The organism is Asticcacaulis solisilvae (genome assembly GCF_052327315.1).
Classification (GTDB): Bacteria; Pseudomonadota; Alphaproteobacteria; order Caulobacterales; family Caulobacteraceae; genus Asticcacaulis; species Asticcacaulis solisilvae_B.
This window is the reverse complement of sequence record NZ_CP166196.1, coordinates 3,585,758-3,608,915: the sequence shown is the minus strand read 5'-3', so window position 1 is coordinate 3,608,915 and position 23,158 is coordinate 3,585,758. Positions and strand designations below refer to the sequence as shown.

Genomic DNA, 23,158 nt, shown 5'->3' with positions numbered 1-23,158 from the left:
GCAATTCCTTGGGAAAATAGTGCAAACGGTCTAGATTTACCGTCAGAGAAAATTAACCGAACCTCCTTAATCATTTCGGGTGCACAGTCCGTATCGGACTGCCGGGACTGGTTCACTTCAATGGGCGTAATCGCAGACAAGCGGCTTCATTTGCTTCGAGGTCTTATCAAGACCTTGCCGCAATCCTCGCTGCGTTCGCTTGAGCTGGCGCTGGGCGTCACCAAGGATGCCGCGCTGATCGAAGTCCGCGACATCATCATGGTCGAACGCGAGTTCCGCAACGCCCGCGACGCTGTATTTGCGCCCTTCATGCCGCTGTTCGAAAGCCGCGAAGACGGCCTGGACGCCGTCGAATTTCCGGAATGGGTGCTCGACAACCTGTGGCGCTCGCTCGAAAAGCGCGAGCCGGAGCTCTATCAGGAAGCGCGTTATGCGCTGCGCGGCCTGCGTGCCGAAGATCCGACGCCGGTGGTCTTCTTCCGCCTGGTGACGTCAGGTGCGGCCATCCTGCGGGAAAATCCGGCTGAAATCCTGCCGTCGAAGCGCGAACGCGGCGACGAAGCCGAAGTCCTGGAATTCGCCAACTATCTCGACCTGCATCGCATTTCGCGGACCGTGCTGGCGCGCCTGCCCGAACTGATGGGCCGTATCGACGCTGAAAAAGCGGCGGCTCTGCGCCTGATGTTCAAGGACGCGTGCGCCATTTCGGACGAGGGCGGCACGCGTTTCATGGAAATCCTGTTCGCCAACCTGGAAGACGGCGCGCAGATCATCAAGTTCGTCGCCACCGTGTCCGACCGGCCGAACGACCGTTTCCTGGCCGAGTCCGAACTGGCTGAGTTCGGCGAACGCATTCTGGACCGCATTGCCGAAAGCCTTGGCGATCTCAAGGCCTTCATGTCGGGGAAGACGGCCTCGGCGTCCAAGGCGGGCGACGACCTGCACGGCGCCGGCGATCGCGTGGCGCGCGTGCTCAACCAATTGCAATCTTTTGCCACCTATATCGAACTGTCGCGCGACGGTCCGTGGGGCAAGCGTATCAGCGACGCACACAAGCAGATCGCCGAGATGGTCGAAACGCAGCTCAAGGGCGCCGAGCGCGTCTTTCAGGATGCCTTGCCGCTCAAGACCGAGCGCCTTTACGGCCGCATCAAGAAAGATGTGCCGCGCATCGAGAAATTCCCCAAGCCCGAGGCCGTCGTCAAGGCCGCCAATGTCGCGGCTTTTATCCGCGAAGTCCGCGCCACGGCCAATTCCGGCGGCTTTGCTTCGTTGCACGCCAAGACCGTGCAGGCGCTGGAAAGCATGCTCGACAGCTATTTCGAGGCCCTGCTCGACATCGCCAATGGCGAGGATCCGTTCGAAACCGATCAGGTCATGCAGTATTTCGAACTGGTGACCGATTTGATGCAGGCCCTGTGCGGTGAGGAAAAGGCTGTCGTCGGCCGCCGCCGTATTGCGTCTTCCAACGTCAATAATCCGCCCAAGCCGAACGCTGCCTAGCCCGAAGGGCCAGGCTTTTTCAGCGCAAACGCCGCATGGCTCGCCAAACGCGTGGCGCCGGGCGATCACACGTCCAACAGCGAGGTAATCGCTGTTGGACGTGTGATCGGTGTCTGCGACTTCGCGCCGCACGCCCCACGCTTCATCCTTGGTTTTGGCTGAAATTCGGCTATACCCGGCTCCATGCTGTTTCTGGCCCTTGCCTGTGCCCTGATCACCGCGATTCTGGTCTGCGTCGTTGCCCTGTGGCAGCGCCGCCTGCCGGCCGACGGCCTGGTTCACGCCAAGGCGCTCTATGCCGCCTTCGTCTCCGACGTCGAACGCCGTGAGCAGCGCGGCGAGATCGACGCGGACCTCGGCAACGAAGAACGCGTCGAGGCGGCGCGGGCGCTGTTGAAGGCCGAAGCCGAAACGGCGCCGGCCATAACCGTGCGCCCCAGGCTGGTGGCGGGCCTGATCTTCGCCACGGCGGCGGTCACCTTCGTCCTCTATGTCCTGTTCACCGGCCGTCCGTTGATCCCCGACCAGCCGTACAAGGCGCGCCTCCAGGCCTGGACGCACGCCGCGCAGCAGAACCCGGACGATGTCTCGCCCGAAGTGCTGGCGGCGGTCCTGCGCCAGGGCGTGGTGCGCAACGCGAAAGATCCCGTCTTCTGGACCTTCCTGGCGCGCAAGGACATGCTGGCCGGCCACGCCTACCAGGCCGCCAAGGAATTCGAACGCGCCGAAAGCCTGGCCCCGGCCAGCTTCGCCGCCTGGTCGGAACTGGGCGAGGCCTTGGCCTTCATCGCCGGCGGCAAGGTCAGCGGCGACGCCCGGGCAGCCTTCGACAAGGCGCTGGCCATGGACCCGACCGACACGCGCGCGCACTATTACCTTGGCAAGATGAACCTCGACGCCGGCCGTTACGACGCCGCGCGCGCCGACTTTTCCGCGGCGCTGTCGGGCCTGGCGCCCGACGACGTCCGCCGCACCGTGGTGGCCGAGCAGATGAAGGCCGTCGACGTCGCCGAAAAGGCAGAAGCCGCGACGAAGACGCGCATCGGCGGCATGGTGGCGGGGCTGGCGGCGCAGCTGAAGGCCGATCCCGACAATGCCGACGGCTGGGCGCGCCTTCTGCGGTCGTATGACGTGCTGGGCGACAGTGCCGCGCGCACCAGGGCCGAAACCGACATGAAGGCGCATTACCGCGACCGGCCCGACATCGCGCAGTCGATCCTGGCGCGGGCGCAGGGCGCTGTCGGCGCCGAAAATACAGGAGGCCAATAATGGGTTTCTGGCCGAAATCGGTGAAGGCGCGCCGCCGCCTGACTGTCTTCCTGATCGCCGCGCCGCTGCTGTGCGGCGCGGTAGGCCTCAGCCTCTATGCGCTGAAGGGCACGGTCGTCTATTTCTATACGCCGGCGCAGCTGCTGGCCGCGCATGTGCCGTCCGGCCGCCTTATCCGCCTCGGCGGGCTGGTGCAGGCGGGCAGTGTGCAGAAGTCGCCCGACGGTACCGTGCATTTCACCGTCATGGACAAGCTGGAAGCCGTGCCGGTCGTCTATCACGGCGACCTGCCCGACCTGTTCCGCGAAGGGCAGGGCGTGGTTTGCGAAGGCGCGGTAACGACTTCGGGCGTGGTGGCCGCGACCCAGGTCCTGGCCAAGCACGACGAGAAATACATGCCGAAAAACGTGTCTGACGAACTTAAGAAGCAGGGCGAATGGCGTCCCGGCGCAGCGCCCGAGGCGCCCAAAGCGGAAAAGCCGTTCTGATGAATTTTTCGATCACCGAAATCGGCGTGTTCTGCCTGACGGCCGCCTTCGTGCTCAGCGCCGTCCAGGCCGGGGTCGTGGCAGCCGGACAGTCTAAATCCCTGCGCGGCCTCGAACGCTATGCCGAAGGCATCTCGCTGGCCGCAGCGGTCGCTGTGGCGGTTTCCTTCGTCATCCTGATCGTCGCCTTTGTCCGGTCCGACTTCTCGGTGCAGAACGTCTATCAGCATTCGCACACCGACAAGCCGCTGCTGTACAAGATATCGGGCGCCTGGGGCAGTCACGAAGGCTCGATGCTGCTGTGGTGCACGATCCTTCTTGTCTATGGCGCTCTGGTCACCCTGCTGGGGCAGGGCCTGCCCGCCAGCCTGCGCCATAAGGCGCTGGGGGTGCAGGGGCTGCTGGGCGCGGCGTTCACCGGCTTTACCCTGTTCAGCTCCAATCCGCTGGCCCGGCTCGATCCGGCGCCGGTGCAGGGGATGTCGCTCAATCCGGCCCTGCAGGACCCCGCGCTCGCCTTTCACCCGCCGATGCTCTACCTCGGCTATGTCGGTTTTTCGGTCGTCTTCAGTTTTGCCGTCGCGGCTCTGATCGAAGGCCGGCTCGATCGTGCCTGGGCGCGCTGGGTCCGGCCTTGGGTGCTGGTGGCGTGGAGCTTTCTCACGGTCGGCATTACGCTGGGCGCTTTCTGGGCCTATTACGAACTCGGCTGGGGCGGCTGGTGGGCGTGGGACCCGGTCGAAAACGCCTCCTTCATGCCGTGGCTGGCGGCGACCGCGCTCCTGCACAGCGCCATCGTCATGGAGAAGCGTGACGCCTTGAAAGCGTGGACGGTATTCCTGGCGATCCTGGCCTTCACCTTCTCGATGATGGGCGCGTTTCTGGTGCGTTCGGGCCTGCTGACCTCGGTGCATGCCTTCGCCGTCGATCCGCAGCGCGGCATCCTGCTGGTCTCGATCCTGTTCGTAACCGCGGGCTCGGGATTTGCACTGTATGGCCTGCGCGTGCCCAACCTGGCGCCCGGCGGCCTGTTCGCCCCGGTCAGCCGCGAAGCCTCGCTGGTGCTCAACAACCTGCTCCTGTCGGCGGCCCTGACCTCGGTTTTCCTGGGCACCCTCTATCCGCTGCTCATGCAGGCCGTGTTCGACCGCGCCATGTCGGTCGGCGCGCCCTATTACCTGATGGTTTTCGGTCCGATCATGGTGGCGGGGCTGGCCGTGGTGCCGGTCTCGGCCTTGATGTCATGGAAGCGCAGCGACCTGAAGGGCGTACTGCAACGGCTTGCCATCGCCTTTGCCGTCGCAGCCCTGTGCGCGGCGCTCGGCCTGCTGCTTTACAAAGGCCCCGATGTCCTGGCCGAAGCCGGCTATTTCATCGGCCTGCTCACCGGCTTCTGGCTGGTTTTCGGCTCGCTGCGCCTGGTGTGGGAACGCACGCGCGGCGGCAATCCGGTCCGGCGCTTCCTCGGCCTGCCGCTGGCGACGCACGGCATGCTGCTGGCCCATATCGGACTGGGTGTCTTCGTGCTGGGGGCGGTCGTCGAAAGTCACGCGAAACTGAGCCTGCAAGAGGTCATGGCGGTCGGCGACACGGCCAGGCTCGGCGCCTATTCGCTGACCTTCGAGAAGACCTACCAGAGCGAAGGCAAGAATTACGACGCGCAGGGCGGCGTCTTCGCGATCACGAACGCTTCGGGTCATCGGGTGTGCGAGGCGCGGCCGCAGCGCCGCTTTTATCCGGCGTCCAACGACGTCCAGTCCAAGGTCTGGCTTTGTTTCGAGCCCCTGAGCGACCTCTATGTCGTCATGGCCCAGCCGCAGGAAAAAGCGGGCCAGGCCGCCTGGCAGATCCGCTTCTTCTATAACCCCTGGGTGCGGCTGATCTTCCTGGGGCCCGTGCTTATGGCGCTGGGCGGGGTCTTGAGCCTGTGCGACCGCCGCCTGCGCGTGGCGGTGGCGACCCGGGCGCGGACGCTCAAGGAGGCGGAGGTATGAAGGCTCTTGCCCTCAGCGTCCTGCTGCTGCTCCCCGCGGCCGCCCATGCTGATCCGGCGGGCAATGAGGCGCGCGCGCAGAAACTGTTCACTGAAGTGCGCTGCGTCGCCTGCCAGGGGCAGGACATCGCCGACTCCGACGCGGCGATCGCCGCCGACATGCGCCGCGAAATCCGCCAGGCGATTGCCGCCGGCCGGTCCGACGCCGCCATCCGCGCCGACCTGTACCGGCACTACGGCGATTATGTGCTGTTCCGGCCGCGCCTTTCGGCGTCGAACCTGATCCTGTGGGGCGTGCCGCCGCTGATCGTCATCGGCGGCGTGGCGGTCTTCCTGATCATGACGCGGCGGCGCGGCGCGGCACGGGCCTATGCGCTCAGCGAGGCCGAGCAGGCTCGGCTCGACGACCTGACCCGGCCGGAATAGCCACTGCCCGCGACATTTCCAATTTGTGTCACGATTTTGCCTCAGCGGTTTGATTAGACTGTGCGCCAAGGTGAAATTGTGCAGCAGGGCGGTTGTATTCCGGCCCGGGAAAGCACAGATTGCCGCTATCCGAGATCATAAGGACGAATGTAGAGATCATGGGGAAACTGGACCTGAGCGCCATCACCAAGAACAAGTCGACTGTCGCCGGAGCCGTGGTCGGCCTGGCGCTCGGCGCCGGCGTCGCTGCCGCCGCGATCACCGGCATCAGCCACCACAGCCTCAGCGTGGGTGGTTATGACGGTGCGTCCCTGATCCGCACCGGCGACCTGACGCCGGTGAAGCCGCCCGCAGGGGCGCCCATGTCGTTTGCCGACATGATCGACCGCGTGTCGCCCGCCGTCGTCTCGATCCAGACCAAGGGCAAGATGAAGATTCCGACCGGCCTGCCGAACCTGCCCGGGTTCGACTTCCCCGGCGGCGGCAATGGCGACGACGACAGCGCCCAGGGTGGCAAGGAGCAGGAGGTCCGCGGCGCGGGCTCGGGCTTCTTCGTGTCGCCGGACGGTTATGTCGTCACCAATAACCACGTCATCGAAGGCGCGACCGATATCCAGATCGTGCTGAGCAACGACAAGCAGCTGAAGGCCACGATCGTGGGCCGCGACGTCGCCACCGACCTGGCGGTGCTCAAGGTCGAAGGCCACGACTTCCCGTTCGTCCGCTTCGAGCTGGAACACAAGCCGCGCGTCGGCGACTGGGTCGTCGCCATGGGCAACCCGTTCAACTTCTCGAACACGGCCACCGCCGGCATCGTTTCGGCCTATGGCCGCGACCTCAAGGACTCGGGCGCCGATTACGTCGACTACCTGCAGATCGACGCCGCGATCAACCGGGGTAACTCGGGCGGCCCGACCTTCGACCTCTATGGCCGCGTCATCGGCGTCAACACAGCCATCGTGACGCCGTCCGGCGCCAATGCCGGCGTTGGCTTCGCCATCCCGGCCGATGTCGCCAACCGCATCACGACGCAGCTGATGAAGGGCGTGAAGATCGAGCGCGGCTATATCGGCGTGTCGATCATGCCTGTGACCGACGAAGCCGCCAGCGCTCTGGGCGTCACCGACACGACCGGCGCCTATGTGGCCGACCTGACCAAGGGCGGCCCGGCCGACAAGGCGGGCATCCAGCTGGGTGATATCGTCAAGACCGTCAACGGCCAGCCGGTGAAGAGCCCGACCGAGCTGACGCGCCGCATCGCCGACATCAAGGTCGGTGAAAAGGTGACCCTGGGTGTGTTGCGCGGCGGCAAGATGGTCAACCTGACCCTGACCGCGGCCCTGCGCCCGGGCGAGGACGAACTGGCCAAGGGCCTGAACGGCAACAACGGCAATGACGACAGCGCCGGCCCGTCGGGTTCGACCAGCGGCACGCCGCCGGTCATCGGCCTCAGCGTCAAGCCGCTGACCCCGGAATCGCGCCGCGCCTATGGCATCGGCAACGACATCAACGGTGTCGTCATCACCAATGTCGACGCGTCGAGCGACGGCGGCCAGCAAGGCCTGAAGCCGGGCGACGTGATCGTGCTGGCCAACCAGCAGAGCCTGACCAGCCAGTCCGACTTCGCGCGCGTCATCGACGACGCCAAGAAGGCGGGCCGCACCTCGGTCCTGCTGCTGATCAACCGCGCCGGCCGCAACCTGCCGCTGGTTCTGCCGGTCAAGTAAGGCCGGGCGTCAGCCTGAACGAACAAAGCCTCCCGTCGATGACGGGAGGCTTTTTGTTTGAATAGACAACGCGATTTTCAGGGCGCCTGCGAGAGCGGGATGAAATATGGTGGAAGCACAAAGTCTTTTGCTTCATTCGGCTTCCCCCTTCCGTCTGCTTCGCTATGCTTCGCGGCCACCTTCGCCGTAAACGGGGAAGGAATTAAGAGGCCGCCCGTGCGGCTGCGCTTGAGCTGCAAAAAGCGTAATGGCCTTGGCATTACGCCGCGCGGATGGCGCCTTCGCTCTTTCCCTGCTTGACCGGCAGGATGATCTGGACGCGCGTGCCTTCGCCGGGCCTGGAATCGACCTCCATCCGGCCACCGTGCATTTCGGTCAGCGACTTGGTCAGCGCCAGGCCGAGGCCCGTGCCTTCCTTGGTCTTGGCGAACTGGTTCTCGACCTGCTCGAACGGCTTGGCCAGGCGCTCCAGATCCTTGGCGGCGATGCCGACGCCGGTATCGGCGACGGTAACGTGGACGCTGGCTTCGGTCAGGGCCGCCGACACTGTGATCGATCCCCCCTGCGGCGTGAACTTGATGGCATTGGTCAGCAGGTTGAGCAGCACCTGCTTGACCGCCCGGTAGTCGGCCTCGATCTCCGGCATGGCCGGCAGTTGCGTGCGCAGCTTCAGGCCGGCCTTCTCGGCGCGCTGGCGCACCAGCCGCATGGCGTCGTCGACGACTTCGCCCACCGCCATCGGCTCGAAGCGCAGGGTCATCTTGCCGGCCTCGATCTTCGACATGTCGAGGATGTCGTTGATCAGGCTCAGGAGATGCTGGCCGGAATTGAGGATATCGCCGGCATATTCCTTGTAGCGGGCATGGCCCAGCGGCCCGAACATCTCGGCCGACATAATCTCCGAGAAGCCGTTGATGGCGTTGAGCGGCGTGCGCAGCTCGTGGCTCATATTGGCCAGGAATTCGCTCTTGGCGTGGTTGGCGGCCTCGGCACGGATCTTGGCGATCTCGTACTTGCGCGCCAGCACCTCCTGCTGGCGGCGGCTGTCCTCCAGCCGTTCGACCAGGGCCTGCAACTTCTCTTCGTTGCGGCGGCTGTATTCTTCCTGCAGCTTGACGGCGGTGATGTCGGTGCCGGTGACGACGTGGCCGCCTTCGCGCGTGCGGCTTTCCGAGATCTGGATCCACTTGCCGTCGTTCAGCTCGGCCTCGATAACGCCCGGCCGTCCGTCGGGCACGGGCAGTTGCTGCCGGATGGCGATCTGGATGACCTGCTCGATCAGGTGGCGCGGCGTACCGGCGCGCAGGAAGCGCTCGTCGATATTGAAAGTCTTGCCGAAGGTCTTGTTCCACATCAGCAGCCGGTCCTTGCGGTCCCACAGGACGAAGGCGTCGGACACCGACGAGATGGCGTCGAGCAGGCGCGATTCGGCGCGCTGGGCCCGAAGTTGCGCCAGGCGTTCCTCGGTCACATCGACCGCCACGCCCGAAATGCGCGTGAAGCCGGCCCCCGAACGTTCGCCGACGGCCTGGCCGCGGGCGTCGATCCACAAGGTCTGGCCGCTGGCCGACGGGATGCGCAGCGACATGTCGAGCACGCCCTTGAAGCGGGCCTCCTCCACGGCCTTGACGATGGCCTGGCGCTGTTCTGCCGAAACACGGTCCAGAACTTCGGCGGTGGTGGCGACCCCGCCGCCGCCCCAGCCGAACATGACGCCGGTCACGTCCGACATGTAAATCAGGCCCTGCTCCAGGTCCCAGTCCCAGATGCCGCAGCGCGCCGCTTCGACGGCCAGACGGTAGCGCTGCTCGCTGAGCTGGAATTGCAGGCTTTCGTCGCGGTTGCGCCGCGCCTGGAAAACCAGCAGTGCGGCGAACAGCACGCCGATCAGCATCGGTCCGGCGATGAAGACGGCTCCCTTGATCAGGCTTGCTGTAGGGGAAAAGAAGCGCGCCGAGGGTGTTGCCGACAGGATCAGCGGGCTGGTGTCGTCGTCGGGATCGACGGGCGTCGACGCGATCTTGATGAAGCCGCCTTCCGGCACCGCGCCCTGGATCAGGTTGCGCGACGAGGCACGCGCCCGGAGCTGTCCGATCGAGACGGCGAAGGCCTTGTCGACGCTCTGGCCGGTCAGGCGGGTGTCGGACGCGGCCAGGATAGTGCCGTCGTGCGCCACCAGGACGGTCAAACCGTCGCCAGGGTCGTTGGCTACGGCATCGAGCAGGTCGGGACTGAGGCGACCGGCCAGGGCCGCCCCGCCGTCGCCCTTCAGCACGGCATAGGGACGCGCCTGAACGGTCAGGCGCGAGGTCTCGGTGTGCAGCGCGAAGCCGCGGTCGTCGTGCGTCACGGCGCGGCGCAGCAGTTCGGCCTCGTCCTGGCCGGCCTGGGCCGCGATGGCGGGCACGCCGGCCTCGCCGGTCCTGGCGACGGCCAGGCTTTTCAGCGTGCCGCGCGAAATCCTGAGGCCGGTATCGACGGCGGCCTGTGGCGCGTCGGGCTTCGCCGCCAGTTGGGCCGCGGCCGCGTCCAGCCCGGCATGGGCCAGGGCCAGCCGGCCATAGAGCCGGGCGGCGTCGATGCGGGCGTCGTCGAGCAGGGCCTGGCCCTGGCGGTCCTTGTCGGCCGACAGCGAATTGCCGAGCTGCATGGTCGACAAGCCGGAAAAGAGGATGGAGCCGAGGACCAGGCTGAGCGCACCGAGGCGCATCCACAGGGGCAGGGGAAGGGGCGAGACCTGGCTGCGCAAGGCGCCTCGGCGCGATGCCTTTCCGGGCGTCTTACCGCCGGCGGTCGTGCCCGCCTGTACGCGCGGATGTGAGCGCCCTGCCGTCAAGCTGAAATCTGCCTTTGTTGTTTACGCCAGTGAACCGGCACTGATTCGGATTAAAAAACAGGGTAAACGCGGCGTTAATCTATTGTCGAGAGTCTTAAGTCTTTATAAACGGAAATAACGGCAGCCCTTTTCAGAGCGCCGTGACAATCCTGAAATACCAAAGAGACTATCCTGCCGCGCGGCCGTTCATCGGCGGCTGGTGGTCGGCCGACCAGCCGTCGCGGCGCTCCGGGCCTTCGTACTTCGGGTCCTGGCGGCGGCGGCGGTCGGGCCCGAAATACTGGCTGGTCTTGATGAAGGGGCGCGGGTAGTCGACGATGGCGACGACCTTGCGGTATAGCTCCTGCGCCGTCACCGGCTTGCAGCAGAATTCGTTGGCGCCGGCGTCGCGCGACTGGGTGACGCGCGAGCGCTCGGAGTGCGCGGTCAGCATGATGATCGGCACGTAGCGGTTGGGGCTGTCGGACGAGTTGCGCACCAGCTTGATGAACTCGATGCCGTCCAGCACCTCCATCTGGTAGTCGGTGATGACGATGTCGATCGAGTCGTGCTTTAGGCGATGAAAGGCGTCGGCGGCGTCCTTCGCCTCGAAGATCTGCGTGGCCCCGAAGCCGCGCAGGATCGTCTTGACGATATTGATCATGTGGGCGTTGTCGTCCACCACCATGAACCTGACGCGTTCAAGGCCGGCCAATCTCGTCTCCTCGGGTCTTCGCACACCTGCGCGGGTATTGCACGGGTATGAACGGATTTGGCTTAAGAACGGTTAATGAAGGTTACCCTTCCAGCGCCTTGCCGGCCAGCTCCGCGACGTTTTTCGACAGTTTCGGCGTGGCCGTGATCGTCTCCAGCGCCTTGCGCATCAAACCGGTATAGGGTTCCGAATAGAAACGGAATCGCGACAGGGGCTCGACCAGGCGCGCCGCCGTCATCGGGTTGAAGGTATCGACCTTCAGGATCTGTTCGGTCAGGAAGGCGTAGCCCTCGCCCGACGGGTCGTGGAAGACGCTCTGGTTGCCGGCGAAAGCCTGGACCAGCGAACGCCAGCGGTTGGGCGTCCTGGCGTCGAAATCGGGGTGGGTCTTCAGGCTTTCGACGCGCTTCAGCGTTTCCGGATGCGGGCAGCCGGCCTGGAGGGCGAACCACTTGTCGATGACGAGCGGCTCGTTGCGGAAGTGCAGGTAGAAGCTGTCGAGCGCGCGCTGGTAGGGCAGGCCCTGGATATGCATCAGCGCCTGGATGGCCCCGACCATGTCCGTCATGTTGGTGGCGCGGGCGAAATGCGCCTCGGCCAGGTTGGTCAGGGCTGGCTTGTCATCGCTGTGCGCAAAGCCTGCCAGGATCAGGTCGAGCAGGGCGTTGCGGAAGCTCCGGCGTCCGGCGGCGCCGGCGTCCGGGCTGAAGGTCAGCGGCGGATCGAGCTGGTCGTAGAGCGTGCGCGCCGTGACCGACAGGCGTTGCGACAACTCGGCCTTGAGCGCCACGCGGCGGGCATGGATGAAGGCCGGATCGATGGGATTCATCATCTGCGCCAGGTCGGATTCCGTCGGCAGGGCCAGGATCAGCGCCTTGAAGGCGGGTTCGAGGCGGTCGTCGTTCAGGCAGGCGTCGAGCGCCTCGGCAAAGGCCGCGACGTGGGCCGCATCGGGCTTTGCGTCGAGGATGAGGCCGCGCGCCAGCCCTTGCGCCGCCTCCCAGCGGTTGAAGGGATCGGCATCGCCGCGCACGCGGGCAAAGGCGTGGCTGACAGGCTCGTCGATTGTCAGGATGACCGGCGCCGAGAAGTGGCGCAGCGCCGACAGGACGGGCGCCCCGGCGACATCGTGCAGCACCAGCTCGGCCGTTTCGGTATCGAACACATGCAGCGCTTCGGTCTTGCCGCCATCGAACGGCATGGGCTTTCCGTCTTCGGTCAGCAGACCGAAGCGGATCGGGATCGGCAAGGCGATCTTGTCGGGCTGGCCCGGCGTCGGCAGGGTCTGCTGGCGCAGGTGCAGTGTCAGGGTCTTCGCGGTTGCGTCGTACTCCGGCCGGATATGCAGGCGCGGCGTGCCGGCCTGGACATACCATTGCAGCCACGAGGCAAAATCCTTGCCCGTGACGGCGGAGAAGCTGGCCACGAAGTCTTCCAGCGTCGCGGCGGTGCCGTCATTCGCCGCGAAGTAATGATCGAGCGCCTTGCGGTAGGTCTCCGCTCCGACGAAGGTCCTGAGCATGCCGACGATTTCGGCGCCTTTCTCGTAGATGGTCGCCGTATAGAAGTTGTCGATCTTGACGTAGGACGACGGGCGGACCGGGTGCGACAGGGGGCCCGAATCTTCCGGGAACTGGCGGGCGCGCAGGGCCCGCACGTCCTTGATGCGCGCGGTCGCTTCCCCGCGCTGCGACGCCGAGAAGCCCTGGTCGCGATAGACGGTCAGGCCTTCCTTGAGGCACAGCTGGAACCAGTCACGGCAGGTGACGCGGTTGCCCGACCAGTTGTGGAAATATTCGTGGGCGACGACGCTTTCGATACGCTCGTAGTCGAGGTCCGTGGCCGTCGCCGGATCGGCCAGCAGCAGCGAGGCGTTGAAGATGTTCAACCCCTTGTTTTCCATGGCCCCGAAGTTGAAGTCGCGCACCGCGACGATCATGAACAGGTCAAGGTCGTATTCACGGCCATAGGCCTCTTCGTCCCACTTCATCGAGCGCTTCAGCGCATCCATGGCGTAGGCGGCGCGCTGCGCCATGCCGGTATCGACGAAGATGCGTAAGTCCACCTTGCGGCCGGACATGGTCGTGAAGCTGTCTTCGAAGACATCGAGTTCACCGGCGACCAGGGCAAACAGGTAGCAGGGCTTGAAGAACGGGTCCTCCCAACGGGCAAAATGCCTGCCGTCGCCCGCCTCGCCCGTCTCGATCAGGTTGCCGTTCGACAGGAGGTGCGGGAAGGCGGCCTTCGGCGCTTCGACGCGCACGCGATAGCGCGACAGCACGTCGGGACGGTCGAGAAAATAGGTGATCTTGCGGAAGCCCTCGGCCTCGCACTGCGTGCAGTAGCGCCCCGACGACATGTAGAGGCCTTCCAGCGTCTTGTTGTCCGACGGGTTGATCTCGACTTCGGTTTCCAGGACGAAGGCGTCCGGCACGTTCGCTATGGTCAGGGTCTCGGCCGTGACCTGGTATTCCGTTGCCTCCAGCGCGCGTCCGTCGATTGCCACGCGGATCAGCTTGAGGCGCTCGCCCATCAGCACCAGCGGCACGCCCGCGGTCTGCCGCTCCATCCTCAGCCTGGCCGTCACCCGTGTCGTTTCCGGCGCCAGGGCGAAGTCGAGCTCCGTATCCGGAATGCTGAAATCGGGGGCCTTGTAGTCGACGAGGCGGACGGGCTGGGGAGTATCGGTACGCATGTTCGCGGGCAACCTTCCTGAAGTCTCGGGTTTCGATCCGATATGGGCACTGTTTCAAAGAAGTGCAGACGGCACAATGCGCTTTTTCGGTCGATTTCCCGATTGTGCCGCGGGTGTGAGATTCGTTTAATTGACGATTAGGGGTAGAGGCGCACAATCTCAGGGTTTTTCGTTGCGGCGTGTGCACGCCCAGAGGTAATTCATGACCGCCCAACAGGCTCCGGCGCGCGTTCTGGTCGTCGAAGACGAGACCGACATTCGCGAGTTGCTCGAAATCGTCCTGATGTCCCGGGGCTACAAGGTGGCGACGGCGGAAAACGGCCGCGTGGGCCTTGAAGTCATGGCGCGGTTCGCGCCGCAGCTTATCCTCCTCGACCTGGCCATGCCCGAGCTCGACGGCCTGGGCTTCCTCGACGCCAAACGCCAGGTGCCGGACGCCCGCGATATTCCTGTGATCGTCCTGTCGGCCCGCGACAAGAATACCGACGGCGTGACGGCCGTCGAAATGGGCGCCAGCGCCTTCATTACCAAGCCCTTCGATACCGGCGTCGTGCTGGCGAAGGTCGGGGCGCTGCTGGCGGACGCCCGCAGCACGGCCGAGTAGCCTCCCGTGTCGCGCGCCGAGACGCCCGCCCTTTCCGAACCGGCCCTGCAGGAAACGATTGCGGTCTATGCCCTGAAGTGCCTGGGTCTGGCAGCGCTCTACATCGTCACGGGGAAGCTGGGCCTGATGCTGTCGGTGCCGCCAGGTTTCGCCACCGTGATCTGGCCGCCGTCCGGTCTGGCGCTGGGCATATGTCTGGTCCACGGCCGCCGCCTGTGGCCGGGCATCTGGGCAGGCTCGTTCCTGCTCAACGCCTATGTCGCCGGCGCGCTGGACCTGTCGGCGGGCCTGGCCGGCCCGAAGCTTGCGCTTGCGGCGGCGATCGCCACGGGCTCGACGCTCCAGATCCTGATCGGCTGTGGCCTTGCCAGGCGGTTTGTCGGCACGCCGCTCAAGCTGGTGTCCGTCCCTCAGATTTTCCGCCTTTTCCTGCTGGTCGGTCCGGTCGCCTGCGTGACCGCCGCCAGCGTCGGGGTTGCATCTCTCCGGATAGCCGGCCTGGTGGCGCCGCAGGACGTCGTCAACAACTGGCTGTCGTGGTGGGGCGGCGATGTTTTCGGGGTGGTGGTCTTCCTGCCCCTGGCCCTGATCGCGCCGGGCAATCGCAATCCCATCAGCCTCAACGGCAATGCTATCGGCCGGGTGTCCGCCCTGACCCTCTTCCTCTTGCTGATTCCGCTGGGTCTCACCTTCTATACCTGGAAGATCGTCTCGATCGGCGAGTTCAAGGCCAGGGAACAGGCCTTCACGGCGCTGACCCAGGAAAGCGAAAAGGCGCTTGGGCGCCGCATGGACGCCTATAACAACGCCCTGGTCGGCGCCGCCGCCTACTGGAAGGGGCAGGACTCCGTCAGCCATTCCGAATGGAAGACCTATGTCGACACGCTGAACATCCAGGCCAACTATCCCGGCATGGGCGGGCTTGGCATGATTGAGCCGGCAACACAGTCGCAAATGGCGTCCGTCCAGTCTCGCGTGACGGCGGACCATGTACCAGGTTTCAATATCCATCCTGTCGTGCCGGGGCAGGACCATTTCGTCATGACCTATATCGAGCCCTTCGAAAGCAATCGTCAGGCGCGTGGCCTGGATCTGGCATTCGAGCCCAATCGCCTGGCGGCGATAGTGCGTGCGCGGGATTCCGGGCAGACGGCTCTGACGCGGAAGATCTATCTCGTCCAGGACAAGGGACGGACACCGGGCTTCCTGCTGATCCATCCTGTTTTTGCATCCGACACCGTTCCGGCGACTATCGAAGGCCGGCGCACGGCCCTGAGAGGCTTGATCGTTGCGCCCTTCGTCGCAAAAAACCTCCTGGCGGACCTTACGCGCAGCCAGGGCAGTCAGATCGAACTCGAAATCTTCGACCAGGACAAGGAGGCCGCGGAAAACCTGATCTACGGCAGCAGCGGCGGGGAGTCGCCCGGCGCCTTCGTCGCCCGCCGCCATTTCAGCATCGGCCAGACGACATGGCTGGTCGTGTGGAAAAGCACCCGCGCCTTCGACAATACCGGGCGCTCCGTGACCCCGACCCTTATCCTGGGGGCCGGCCTGTTGTTCACCGCCATGCTGGCCATCCTGTTCTTCGCCATGAGCCTGAAGGACGCGGAGTTGCCCGAAGGCTCGGGCTGGCGCGAGCAATTCCTTGTACCCGCCACCGTATTCGCCATCCTGATGCTGGGCTCGGTCTTCGCCTACCGGACCCTGTCCGTGCAGGAGGACCATTATGCCGACGGGCTGATGGAGCGCGACGCGTCGCGTATCCAGGAGTTGCTACGGTCGCGGGCGGAAGACGACATCAACGTGCTGGAACGCGCCGCCGTACGCTGGAGCGCGGCCTCGGACCTGTCTTCGGGCGCGGTCCATACCGACGCCAGCGACCTGATCCGTGATACAAGGGGCCTCGACGCCCTGGCCTGGTTCAGTCCGCAACGCCAGGCACGCTGGACGGAACCCGGCACACTGCCGGGCACGGCGTTCGATCGCCGCCTTTTCGACCTGGCGGATACGCGCCGGCTCCCGACCGCGTCGGTGGTGGCGGTGGACCAGAACGGCGTGCTGCGTTTCACCATTGTGGTGCCGCGCGACGACGACGATGTCGGCACAGCCGGATATCTGACCGGCAGCTTCGACGCCCGCGCCTTTGTCGAAGGCGCGCTGACCGAGGACGTGCGGAGCAATTACGAGATCAGCCTCGACCGTGCCGGCCAGGATACCGACCTGACCAATGCCGGCAACACGCCGGTCGCCGGCAAGACGCTTACCCGCACGCTGAGGATCGCCAACATCGACTGGACGCTCAGGATCCGCCCGACGGAACCCTTCCTGGCGTCGGAAAAGTCGTCCTTCCCGGTGATCGCCCTGGTCGCCGGCCTGGTCATCGCGGTCCTGTGCGCCCTGACGGTCCAGGCCGTGCTGGTCCTGAACCGCAAATCGCGCGAACTGACCCAGTCGAACCGCCGGCTCGCCACCAGCGAGGAAACGCTGCGCCTGGCCATGGAAAACGCGCCGATCGGTGAAGCCCTGGTAGGGCTGGACGGAGGCTGGCTGCGCGTCAACGGCGCCCTGTGCGACCTTCTGGGATATTCGCGGGAAAGCCTGCTGGCCACCAACTTCCAGACAATCACGCACCCGGACGACCTGGACGGCGACTGGGCGCTGGCCACCAGGGTCCTGTCGGGCGAAATCACCAGCTACACCCTGGAAAAACGCTACCTTCACAAGGACGGGCATATCATCTGGGGCCTGCTCAGCGTGTCGCTCGTGCGCAAGCCGGACGGAACGCCGGACTATTTCATCTCGCAGATCCAGGATATTACCGAACGCCGGGAAATGGAGCGGATGAAGAGCGAGTTCGTCGCGACCGTCAGCCACGAATTGCGCACGCCGCTGACCTCGATCCGCGGGTCGCTCGATTTCGTCGCCGAGTCCTCGGCCGACAGCTTGAGCGACGCCGGCCGGCGCCTGCTCGACATGGCCCGGCGCAACTGCGACCGGCTGGTCCTGCTGATCAACGACATCCTGGATATCGACAATATCGCGTCGGGCACGATGCGCTTCGATCTTCGCGACGAGCCCGTGGCGCACCTGGTGGATCAGAGCGTCGGCCTGAACCAGGGCTTTGCCGGCAAGATGAAGATCAGCCTCGTGGCCGCGCCCTTCATGCCGGGGATATCGATCCACGTGGACGGCGCCCGCTTCCAGCAGGCCGTGACCAACCTGATTTCCAATGCGGTCAAGTTTTCTCCGGCGGGAGGCGTCGTGTCCGTGACGACGGCGCTGGACGGCGAAAACGTCAGGATTTCCGTCCGCGACGAAGGCCCGGGTGTGCCGGCGGCCTTCCGGACGCGTATCTTCGGCCGCTTCGCCCAGGCGGATTCGTCGAGCACGCGCGCCAAGGGCGGTTCGGGGCTGGGCCTGCATATCACGCGCGAAATCGTCGAGCGCATGGGGGGCACCGTCGGATACGAGTCGACGGAAGGGCAGGGCTCGACCTTCTGGATGACTTTCCCGGCCAAGGTGGAGGCCGCGGCGAAGGCCGGTTAGACCGCCTGGACTTTCGGGGCCGGGGCCGCTTCGTCGCCGTCGATGATCTTGCGGATCTGTTCGGCGCGGCGGGCCAGTACGACGAGGTCGTCTTCGGCTTCCGTGGCGGTGCGCACATGGGTGTGCAGGTCGCGGGCCAGCTTGAGCAGGGCCGGCGCGCTGGCGATCAGGCGGGCCTGCATTTCGATCAGATTGGGGTCGCGTTCGTATTCGGCGCCCGGCACACGCCAGCCGCCCCAGTCGTTGACGTCGGTGACGACGACGGGATAGGTGCCGGGAAAGGGATGGTGGCGGCTTTCCTCGGCCGTCTGCCACTTGTTGCGGGCGCGCATCAGGCGCCAGTGCGACATGGCGTTTTCCCGGTCGGGCTGGCCGCCTTCGGTCTCCGGGCGCAGTTCTTCGGCCGCGAAGTCACGCCCCAGCCCGCAGTCGTAGGTCACGCGCACCGGCTCGTCGAAGCCCTTGACCCAGACGGGATTGACCTTTTCGATCGACGCCCAGGTACCGACGGGTTCGACATAGACGCGCTGATGACGGTGAAAGACGGCCTTGGCCATGGAGACACTCTGGTAAGCTGGAATTTGGGTCGCAGACAATCCAACACGAAAAACCTTTAGGAATTGCAAAGTGCTATCCGGAAAGGCGCGCCTATTGACGGTTGTGTCAAAACGCCGTTCGGCACGCACAAAGTGTCGTTTCCATTGAAACGATTGAGTTTTTCGTGCCGCGATGAAATTTTTTTGACAGCGCAATCATTATGGCGCGCTGCGGCATCCCCTTGGTTTTTCTGGCGATTGCGAAACTGTTAGCGCTAACGCAAACACTTGTCGGACAAGGGATTCCCGTGTGGTCATCTTGCGATGCACAAAAATGCCGCTAAGCTTGCGCGCGAAGACGGCTCCAGCCGATTGCAAGAAAGAGTTCAGCCATGGACGACACGTCGCTCGATCCGGTCAACCATCATATCGCCATGCTCGACACGCTGCTGCGTGACGCCGTCCGCGACTTCGGCCGCGAAGAGGTGCTGACCAAGATCGAGGACATCACCGCCGGGCGCTGCGATTTCGAGCACCTGAGCGAAAGCGAGGCGGCTCGGGCCGCGCGCATCATGACCTGCCTGTCGGCGCTCCAGGTCATTTCAGAGGATGTCGACCAGCTCAAGATCGTCGAGAAGTTCACGGCGGCCGATGGCGTCGAGCGTGCAACGACCCTGGCTAATGCGGTCCGTTCGGCCAAGCACGAAGGCATCGACGACGCCGAGATCGAAAAGACCCTGCGCTGGATCCTCGCTTCGCCGGTCTTCACCGCGCACCCGACCGAGATGCGCCGCGCCTCGATCGTCGAGCGCGAATTCGAGATCACCAACCTGCTGCAGGCCTATGAAAAGGCGTCCGGCCCCGAGCGCGAGGCCCTGGCCGACGACCTCTACCGCGCTGTCGCCCTGCTGCTGAACACGCGCCTGAACCGTCCGGAACGCATCACGGTGATGGACGAGATCAAGAACCTGCTGGGGGCGGTCGAGCGCGCCATCCTGCCGGCGCTGGTCACGCTGTATGCCGACTGGGATCGCGAACTCGGCCTTGACGGCCCGCTGCCCAACATCCTCAAGCTCGGCTCGTGGATCGGCGGCGACCGTGACGGCCACCCGCATGTCGACGAGGTGACGCTGAAGTTCGCCTTTACGGAACAGGCGCGCCTGATCTTCCGCTTCTATCTGGCGCAGCTTGCCAAGCTCGACATGGAGCTGACCGTGTCGGACGAACTGGTCCAGGTCACGGAACCGCTGCTCGACATGTCGCGCAAGTCGCTCGACGCCAATATCCATCGCGTCGACGAACCCTATCGCCGCGCCATCGCCTATATCACCAAGCGCCTCGAGCGCACGCGTTCGATCGTGCTGGGCGAGGACGAGCGCCGCGGCGCCTCGCCCGTGCCGGCCTATGAAAACGTCCAGGCCTTCATCGTAGACCTCAAGGTCATCTGCGACAGCATCGTGCAGTTCGGCGGCAAGCGCATGATCGGCAAGACGCTGAAGAGCCTGATCCAGATCGCGCGCTCGTGCGGCTTTCACCTGCTGGCCCTCGACCTGCGCCAGAATTCCGACGTCCATGAGCGCGTCGTCGCCGAACTGTTCACCCAGTCGTCCGAGCTGATCGACTATATCGGCATGTCGGAAAGCGAGCGCTGTTCGCTGCTCTTCGCCGAACTGACCAACGACCGCACCCTGCGCTGGCCGCACGCCCGCTATTCCGACGAGACGCGGAAAGAACTGCGCATCGTCGACGAGGCGGCGCGCATCATGCAGGTCTTCGGTCCCGAAGCCTTCGGCGCCTACGTCATTTCGAAGGCCGCGTCGGTGTCCGACATCCTCGAGCCCCTGGTCCTGCTCAAGCAGGCCGACCTGGTGCGCGGCGGCCCGCAGCCGCATTCGATGTTCAAGATATCGCCACTGTTCGAAACCATCGGCGACCTGGAAGCCGCGCCCGACATCATGAAGAAGTGGCTCGGGAATTTCGCCGTGCGCTCGCTGATGGGGCGCCCGGCGATCCAGGAGGTCATGCTGGGTTATTCCGACTCGAACAAGGACGGCGGCTATACGGCGTCGCGCTGGAACCTGCACAAGGGCTCCAAGGCCGTGAAGGCGGTGTGCGAGGACGCCAAGATCGCGCTTCGCCTGTTCCACGGCCGCGGCGGCAGTGTCGGTCGCGGCGGCGGTCCCAGCTTCGACGCCATCCTGGCCCAGCCCGAAGGCACGGTCGGCGGCCAGATCCGCGTTACCGAACAGGGCGAAATGATCGCGCGCAAGTTCGGCAACCAGGTCCGCGCCCACCGCACGCTCGACAGCTTCGCGGCGGCGACCTTCCTGGCGTCAGCCCCGCGCCCGGCTCAGGGCGAAAGCGAACTGGAGCAAAAGTATGCGCCCGTCATGGACGCCATCTGCGACGCGTCGTTCGCCGCCTATCGCGGCCTGGTCTATGATGACCCGCATTTCCTGGCCTTCTTCCGTTCGGTGACGCCGATTTCGGAAATCTCGGACCTCAAGATCGGTTCGCGTCCGGCCTCGCGGACCGCGTCCGGCAAGATCGAGGACCTGCGCGCCATTCCGTGGGTCTTCTCATGGTCGCAGTCGCGTTTCGTCCTGCCGGGTTGGTACGGCTTCGCTTCGGGCGTCAAGGCCGCCGGCATTTCCGACGAGACCCTGGCCGGCATGATCCAGTGGGACTTCTTCGATGTCTTCATCGGCAACATGGAAATGGCCCTGGCCAAGTCCGACATGGAGATCGCCGAGCTTTACGTCGCCCTGGCGCCGGAACAGGATGAAGCGAAACGCATCTTCGCGCGCATCAGGCAGGAATTCGACGACACGGTGGCGCTGATCAAGCGCGCGCGCGGCGCCACGACGCTTCTGTCGACGCATGAGCGCCTGCGCAACCAGATCGAACGCTCGAATCCGCTGCTCAATGCGCTCAACCGGCTGCAGGTCCATCTGCTGACCCGCCGCCGGGCCGGCAATACGCACAAGCTGCTGCAACTGGCGACGCAACTGACCGTCAACGGCATCGCCTCGGCGCTGCGCAACACAGGCTGATTGCTTCTTTACGCATATTGGCCGACCATTTCCGGGCGAATAATGAAAAAAGGAATTCGTATTCTGCTCTGAAACGGCGACGCGCCCTTGTGCTCACATAATGGAATATTCTATAGGGTACGGCCGGGCTCAAATGACGGCCCGGACTGTGCTTTTTTGCTTGACCCGCTCGCCTATGGGCCCTATGACAGCGCTGTCAGAAAAGACCGATTCCGGTCTGGCTGCAGCGTTTACCATTTGTAGCGCCAACACCCCGTAAGAGGGTGGGTCCGTCAACGTTCAGGAAACGAAAAGTCCATGTCCTCATCAGGTTCGGGTTCGCGCCAGCAGGTCTTTGTTCTCGTCGGTGGCACCGGCGACCTGGCTATCCGCATGCTGTGGCCGTCGCTGGCCATGCTCGATCAGGACAACTTCCTCAGCGACTCGCTGCGCGTCATCTCGGTGTCGCGCGAAAAGCTCGACCACGGCGCCTTCGTTACCCGCGTCGCCGACGCCGTGAAGAAGCGTATCGGCGCCGACCTGGAAGGCGGCACGCTCGACCGCTTCGTTCGCCGCATCTCGCACATCGCGCTCGACGCGTCCGACCCGACCTGGGGTGACCAGCTCAAGGCGGCCCTGGGCGCCGATATGAGCAATCTCGACGTCGTCTTCTTCCTGTCGGTGTCGCCGACCCTGTTCAAGCCGATCTGCGAACACCTGCGCAATTCCGGCCTCAACGCCGCGCCCAACCGCGTCGTCATCGAAAAGCCGATCGGCCGTGACCTGGCCTCGTCCAAGGTCATCAACGATTCGGTCGCCCACGCCTTCGACGAAGCGCGCATCTTCCGCATCGACCACTACCTGGGCAAGGAGACGGTGCAGAACCTGATCGCCCTGCGCTTCGGCAATACGGTGTTCGAGCCGCTGTGGAACGCCCAGTCGATCGACCACGTCCAGATCACCATCGCCGAAACCGTCGGCACGGGCGAACGTCTCGGCTATTACGACGAATACGGCGCCATCCGCGACATGCTGCAGAACCACCTGCTGCAACTGGTCTGCCTGACCGCCATGGAGCCGCCGTCCGGCCTGTCGTCCGACGCCCTGCGCGACGAAAAGGTCAAGGTGCTGAAGTCGCTTAAAGCCATCGACGCGTCGAACGTGCTGACCAACACGGCGCGCGGCCAGTACGGCCCGGGCTTCGCCGACGGCCAGAAGGTCGCCGGTTACGAAGCCGAAAAGGGCTCGCCGTCGAACACCGAAACTTACGTGGCCGTGAAGCTCGAGATCGCCAACTGGCGCTGGTCGGGCACGCCCTTCTACCTGCGCACGGGCAAGTGCCTGCCGTCGCGCGCCACCGAAATCGTCATCCAGTTCAAGACTGTACCGCATTCGATCTTCGGCGGCGAAGCCAAGCCGAACCGCCTGGTCATCCGCCTGCAGCCCGACGAAGACATCAAGCTGAGCCTGATGAACAAGGCGCCGGGCCTGACGGCCGAAGGCATGCACCTGCAGCAGCTGGAACTCAGCCTGTCTTTGGCCACTGCCTTCGACGGCAACGGTTCCAAGCCGGCCCGCCGCCGCATCGCCTATGAGCGCCTGATCCTCGATGCACTGAACGGCAACAATGCCCAGTTCGTGCGCCGCGACGAAGTCGAGGCCGCCTGGGCCTGGGTCGACGGCATTGTCGAAGGCTGGCAATCGGCCTATCCGAAGCCGCAAATGTACCCCGCCGGCACCTTCGGCCCGGTCAGCGCCTATACGCTGCTCGACCGCGACGGCCGGACCTGGAATGATTAAGGTTGGGAA

Annotated in this window: 14 protein-coding genes; 10 read left to right on the top strand and 4 right to left on the bottom strand. The window is 64.8% G+C overall.

The window, feature by feature from the left end; translation table 11 throughout:
* The first annotated feature begins 150 nt into the window (after nt 1–150).
* The 6 genes from AB8717_RS16990 to AB8717_RS16965 all read left to right on the top strand — a co-directional run bounded on the left by AB8717_RS16990 (nt 151) and on the right by AB8717_RS16965 (nt 7,406).
* A complete protein-coding gene (locus AB8717_RS16990; protein WP_443748499.1) occupies nt 151–1,503 on the top strand; it encodes a hypothetical protein in 1,353 nt (450 codons plus the stop codon).
* Between the two features lie 183 nt (nt 1,504–1,686).
* Nucleotides 1,687–2,772 carry a tetratricopeptide repeat protein gene (locus AB8717_RS16985; protein WP_443748498.1) on the top strand — a complete coding sequence of 362 codons (1,086 nt, stop codon included), beginning with the start codon at nt 1,687–1,689 and terminating at the stop codon, nt 2,770–2,772.
* Nucleotides 2,772–3,260: a cytochrome c maturation protein CcmE gene (gene ccmE, locus AB8717_RS16980; RefSeq protein ID WP_443748497.1), complete on the top strand. Its 489-nt coding sequence runs from the start codon at nt 2,772–2,774 to the stop codon at nt 3,258–3,260. Before AB8717_RS16985 ends, ccmE begins: the two co-directional genes overlap by 1 nt.
* Nucleotides 3,260–5,254: a heme lyase CcmF/NrfE family subunit gene (locus AB8717_RS16975; RefSeq protein ID WP_443748496.1), complete on the top strand. Its 1,995-nt coding sequence runs from the start codon at nt 3,260–3,262 to the stop codon at nt 5,252–5,254. Before ccmE ends, AB8717_RS16975 begins: the two co-directional genes overlap by 1 nt.
* Nucleotides 5,251–5,679, top strand: coding sequence for a cytochrome c-type biogenesis protein (locus AB8717_RS16970; RefSeq protein ID WP_443748495.1), 429 nt, complete (start codon nt 5,251–5,253; stop codon nt 5,677–5,679). The genes AB8717_RS16975 and AB8717_RS16970 overlap by 4 nt, the downstream gene beginning before the upstream one ends.
* A gap of 158 nt (nt 5,680–5,837) precedes the next feature.
* Nucleotides 5,838–7,406, top strand: coding sequence for a Do family serine endopeptidase (locus tag AB8717_RS16965; protein ID WP_443748494.1), 1,569 nt, complete (start codon nt 5,838–5,840; stop codon nt 7,404–7,406).
* 259 nt (nt 7,407–7,665) lie between these two features.
* On the opposite strand, the gene AB8717_RS16960 is transcribed toward AB8717_RS16965, so the two are convergent.
* From AB8717_RS16960 to pepN, 3 genes are all read right to left on the bottom strand, one after another.
* Complete coding sequence (locus AB8717_RS16960; RefSeq protein ID WP_443748493.1) at nt 7,666–10,155, bottom strand: PAS domain-containing sensor histidine kinase; 2,490 nt, start codon at nt 10,153–10,155, stop codon at nt 7,666–7,668.
* Between the two features lie 253 nt (nt 10,156–10,408).
* On the bottom strand, nt 10,409–10,936 hold the full coding sequence (locus tag AB8717_RS16955) for a response regulator (protein ID WP_443748492.1): 528 nt from the start codon (nt 10,934–10,936) through the stop codon (nt 10,409–10,411).
* An 82-nt stretch (nt 10,937–11,018) separates the two neighbouring features.
* Entirely contained in the window at nt 11,019–13,631 is a 2,613-nt protein-coding gene (gene pepN, locus AB8717_RS16950; RefSeq protein WP_443748491.1) for an aminopeptidase N, read from the bottom strand.
* Between the two features lie 202 nt (nt 13,632–13,833).
* On the opposite strand from pepN, the gene AB8717_RS16945 reads away from it, so the two are divergent.
* Together AB8717_RS16945 and AB8717_RS16940 are read left to right on the top strand one after the other, a co-directional pair.
* The gene (locus AB8717_RS16945) at nt 13,834–14,235 is read left to right on the top strand and encodes a response regulator transcription factor (RefSeq protein ID WP_443748490.1); all 402 of its coding nucleotides are present in this window, start codon (nt 13,834–13,836) and stop codon (nt 14,233–14,235) included.
* Between the two features lie 6 nt (nt 14,236–14,241).
* Nucleotides 14,242–17,781, top strand: a complete 3,540-nt coding sequence (locus AB8717_RS16940) for a CHASE domain-containing protein (protein ID WP_443748489.1) — start codon at nt 14,242–14,244, stop codon at nt 17,779–17,781.
* Here AB8717_RS16940 and AB8717_RS16935 read toward each other — a convergent pair.
* Entirely contained in the window at nt 17,778–18,338 is a 561-nt protein-coding gene (locus tag AB8717_RS16935; RefSeq protein ID WP_443748488.1) for a hypothetical protein, read from the bottom strand. The two genes, AB8717_RS16940 and AB8717_RS16935, sit on opposite strands and share 4 nt — an antisense overlap.
* Nucleotides 18,339–18,709: 371 nt before the next feature.
* Here AB8717_RS16935 and ppc point away from each other — a divergent pair, with 371 nt between their 5' ends.
* The gene (gene ppc / locus AB8717_RS16930; protein WP_443748487.1) at nt 18,710–21,370 is read left to right on the top strand and encodes a phosphoenolpyruvate carboxylase; all 2,661 of its coding nucleotides are present in this window, start codon (nt 18,710–18,712) and stop codon (nt 21,368–21,370) included.
* A gap of 297 nt (nt 21,371–21,667) precedes the next feature.
* A complete protein-coding gene (zwf, locus tag AB8717_RS16925; protein ID WP_443748486.1) occupies nt 21,668–23,149 on the top strand; it encodes a glucose-6-phosphate dehydrogenase in 1,482 nt (493 codons plus the stop codon).
* Nucleotides 23,150–23,158: the final 9 nt, after the last annotated feature.

Coding starts and splice junctions, on each gene's coding strand:
- AB8717_RS16945 (WP_443748490.1), top strand. CDS start 13,834: ATGACCGCCCAACAGGCTCCGGCGCGCGTTCTGGTCGTCGAAGACGAG.
- AB8717_RS16935 (WP_443748488.1), bottom strand. CDS start 18,338: ATGGCCAAGGCCGTCTTTCACCGTCATCAGCGCGTCTATGTCGAACCC.
- AB8717_RS16975 (WP_443748496.1), top strand. CDS start 3,260: ATGAATTTTTCGATCACCGAAATCGGCGTGTTCTGCCTGACGGCCGCC.
- AB8717_RS16985 (WP_443748498.1), top strand. CDS start 1,687: ATGCTGTTTCTGGCCCTTGCCTGTGCCCTGATCACCGCGATTCTGGTC.
- ppc (WP_443748487.1), top strand. CDS start 18,710: ATGGACGACACGTCGCTCGATCCGGTCAACCATCATATCGCCATGCTC.
- zwf (WP_443748486.1), top strand. CDS start 21,668: ATGTCCTCATCAGGTTCGGGTTCGCGCCAGCAGGTCTTTGTTCTCGTC.
- AB8717_RS16965 (WP_443748494.1), top strand. CDS start 5,838: ATGGGGAAACTGGACCTGAGCGCCATCACCAAGAACAAGTCGACTGTC.
- pepN (WP_443748491.1), bottom strand. CDS start 13,631: ATGCGTACCGATACTCCCCAGCCCGTCCGCCTCGTCGACTACAAGGCC.
- ccmE (WP_443748497.1), top strand. CDS start 2,772: ATGGGTTTCTGGCCGAAATCGGTGAAGGCGCGCCGCCGCCTGACTGTC.
- AB8717_RS16970 (WP_443748495.1), top strand. CDS start 5,251: ATGAAGGCTCTTGCCCTCAGCGTCCTGCTGCTGCTCCCCGCGGCCGCC.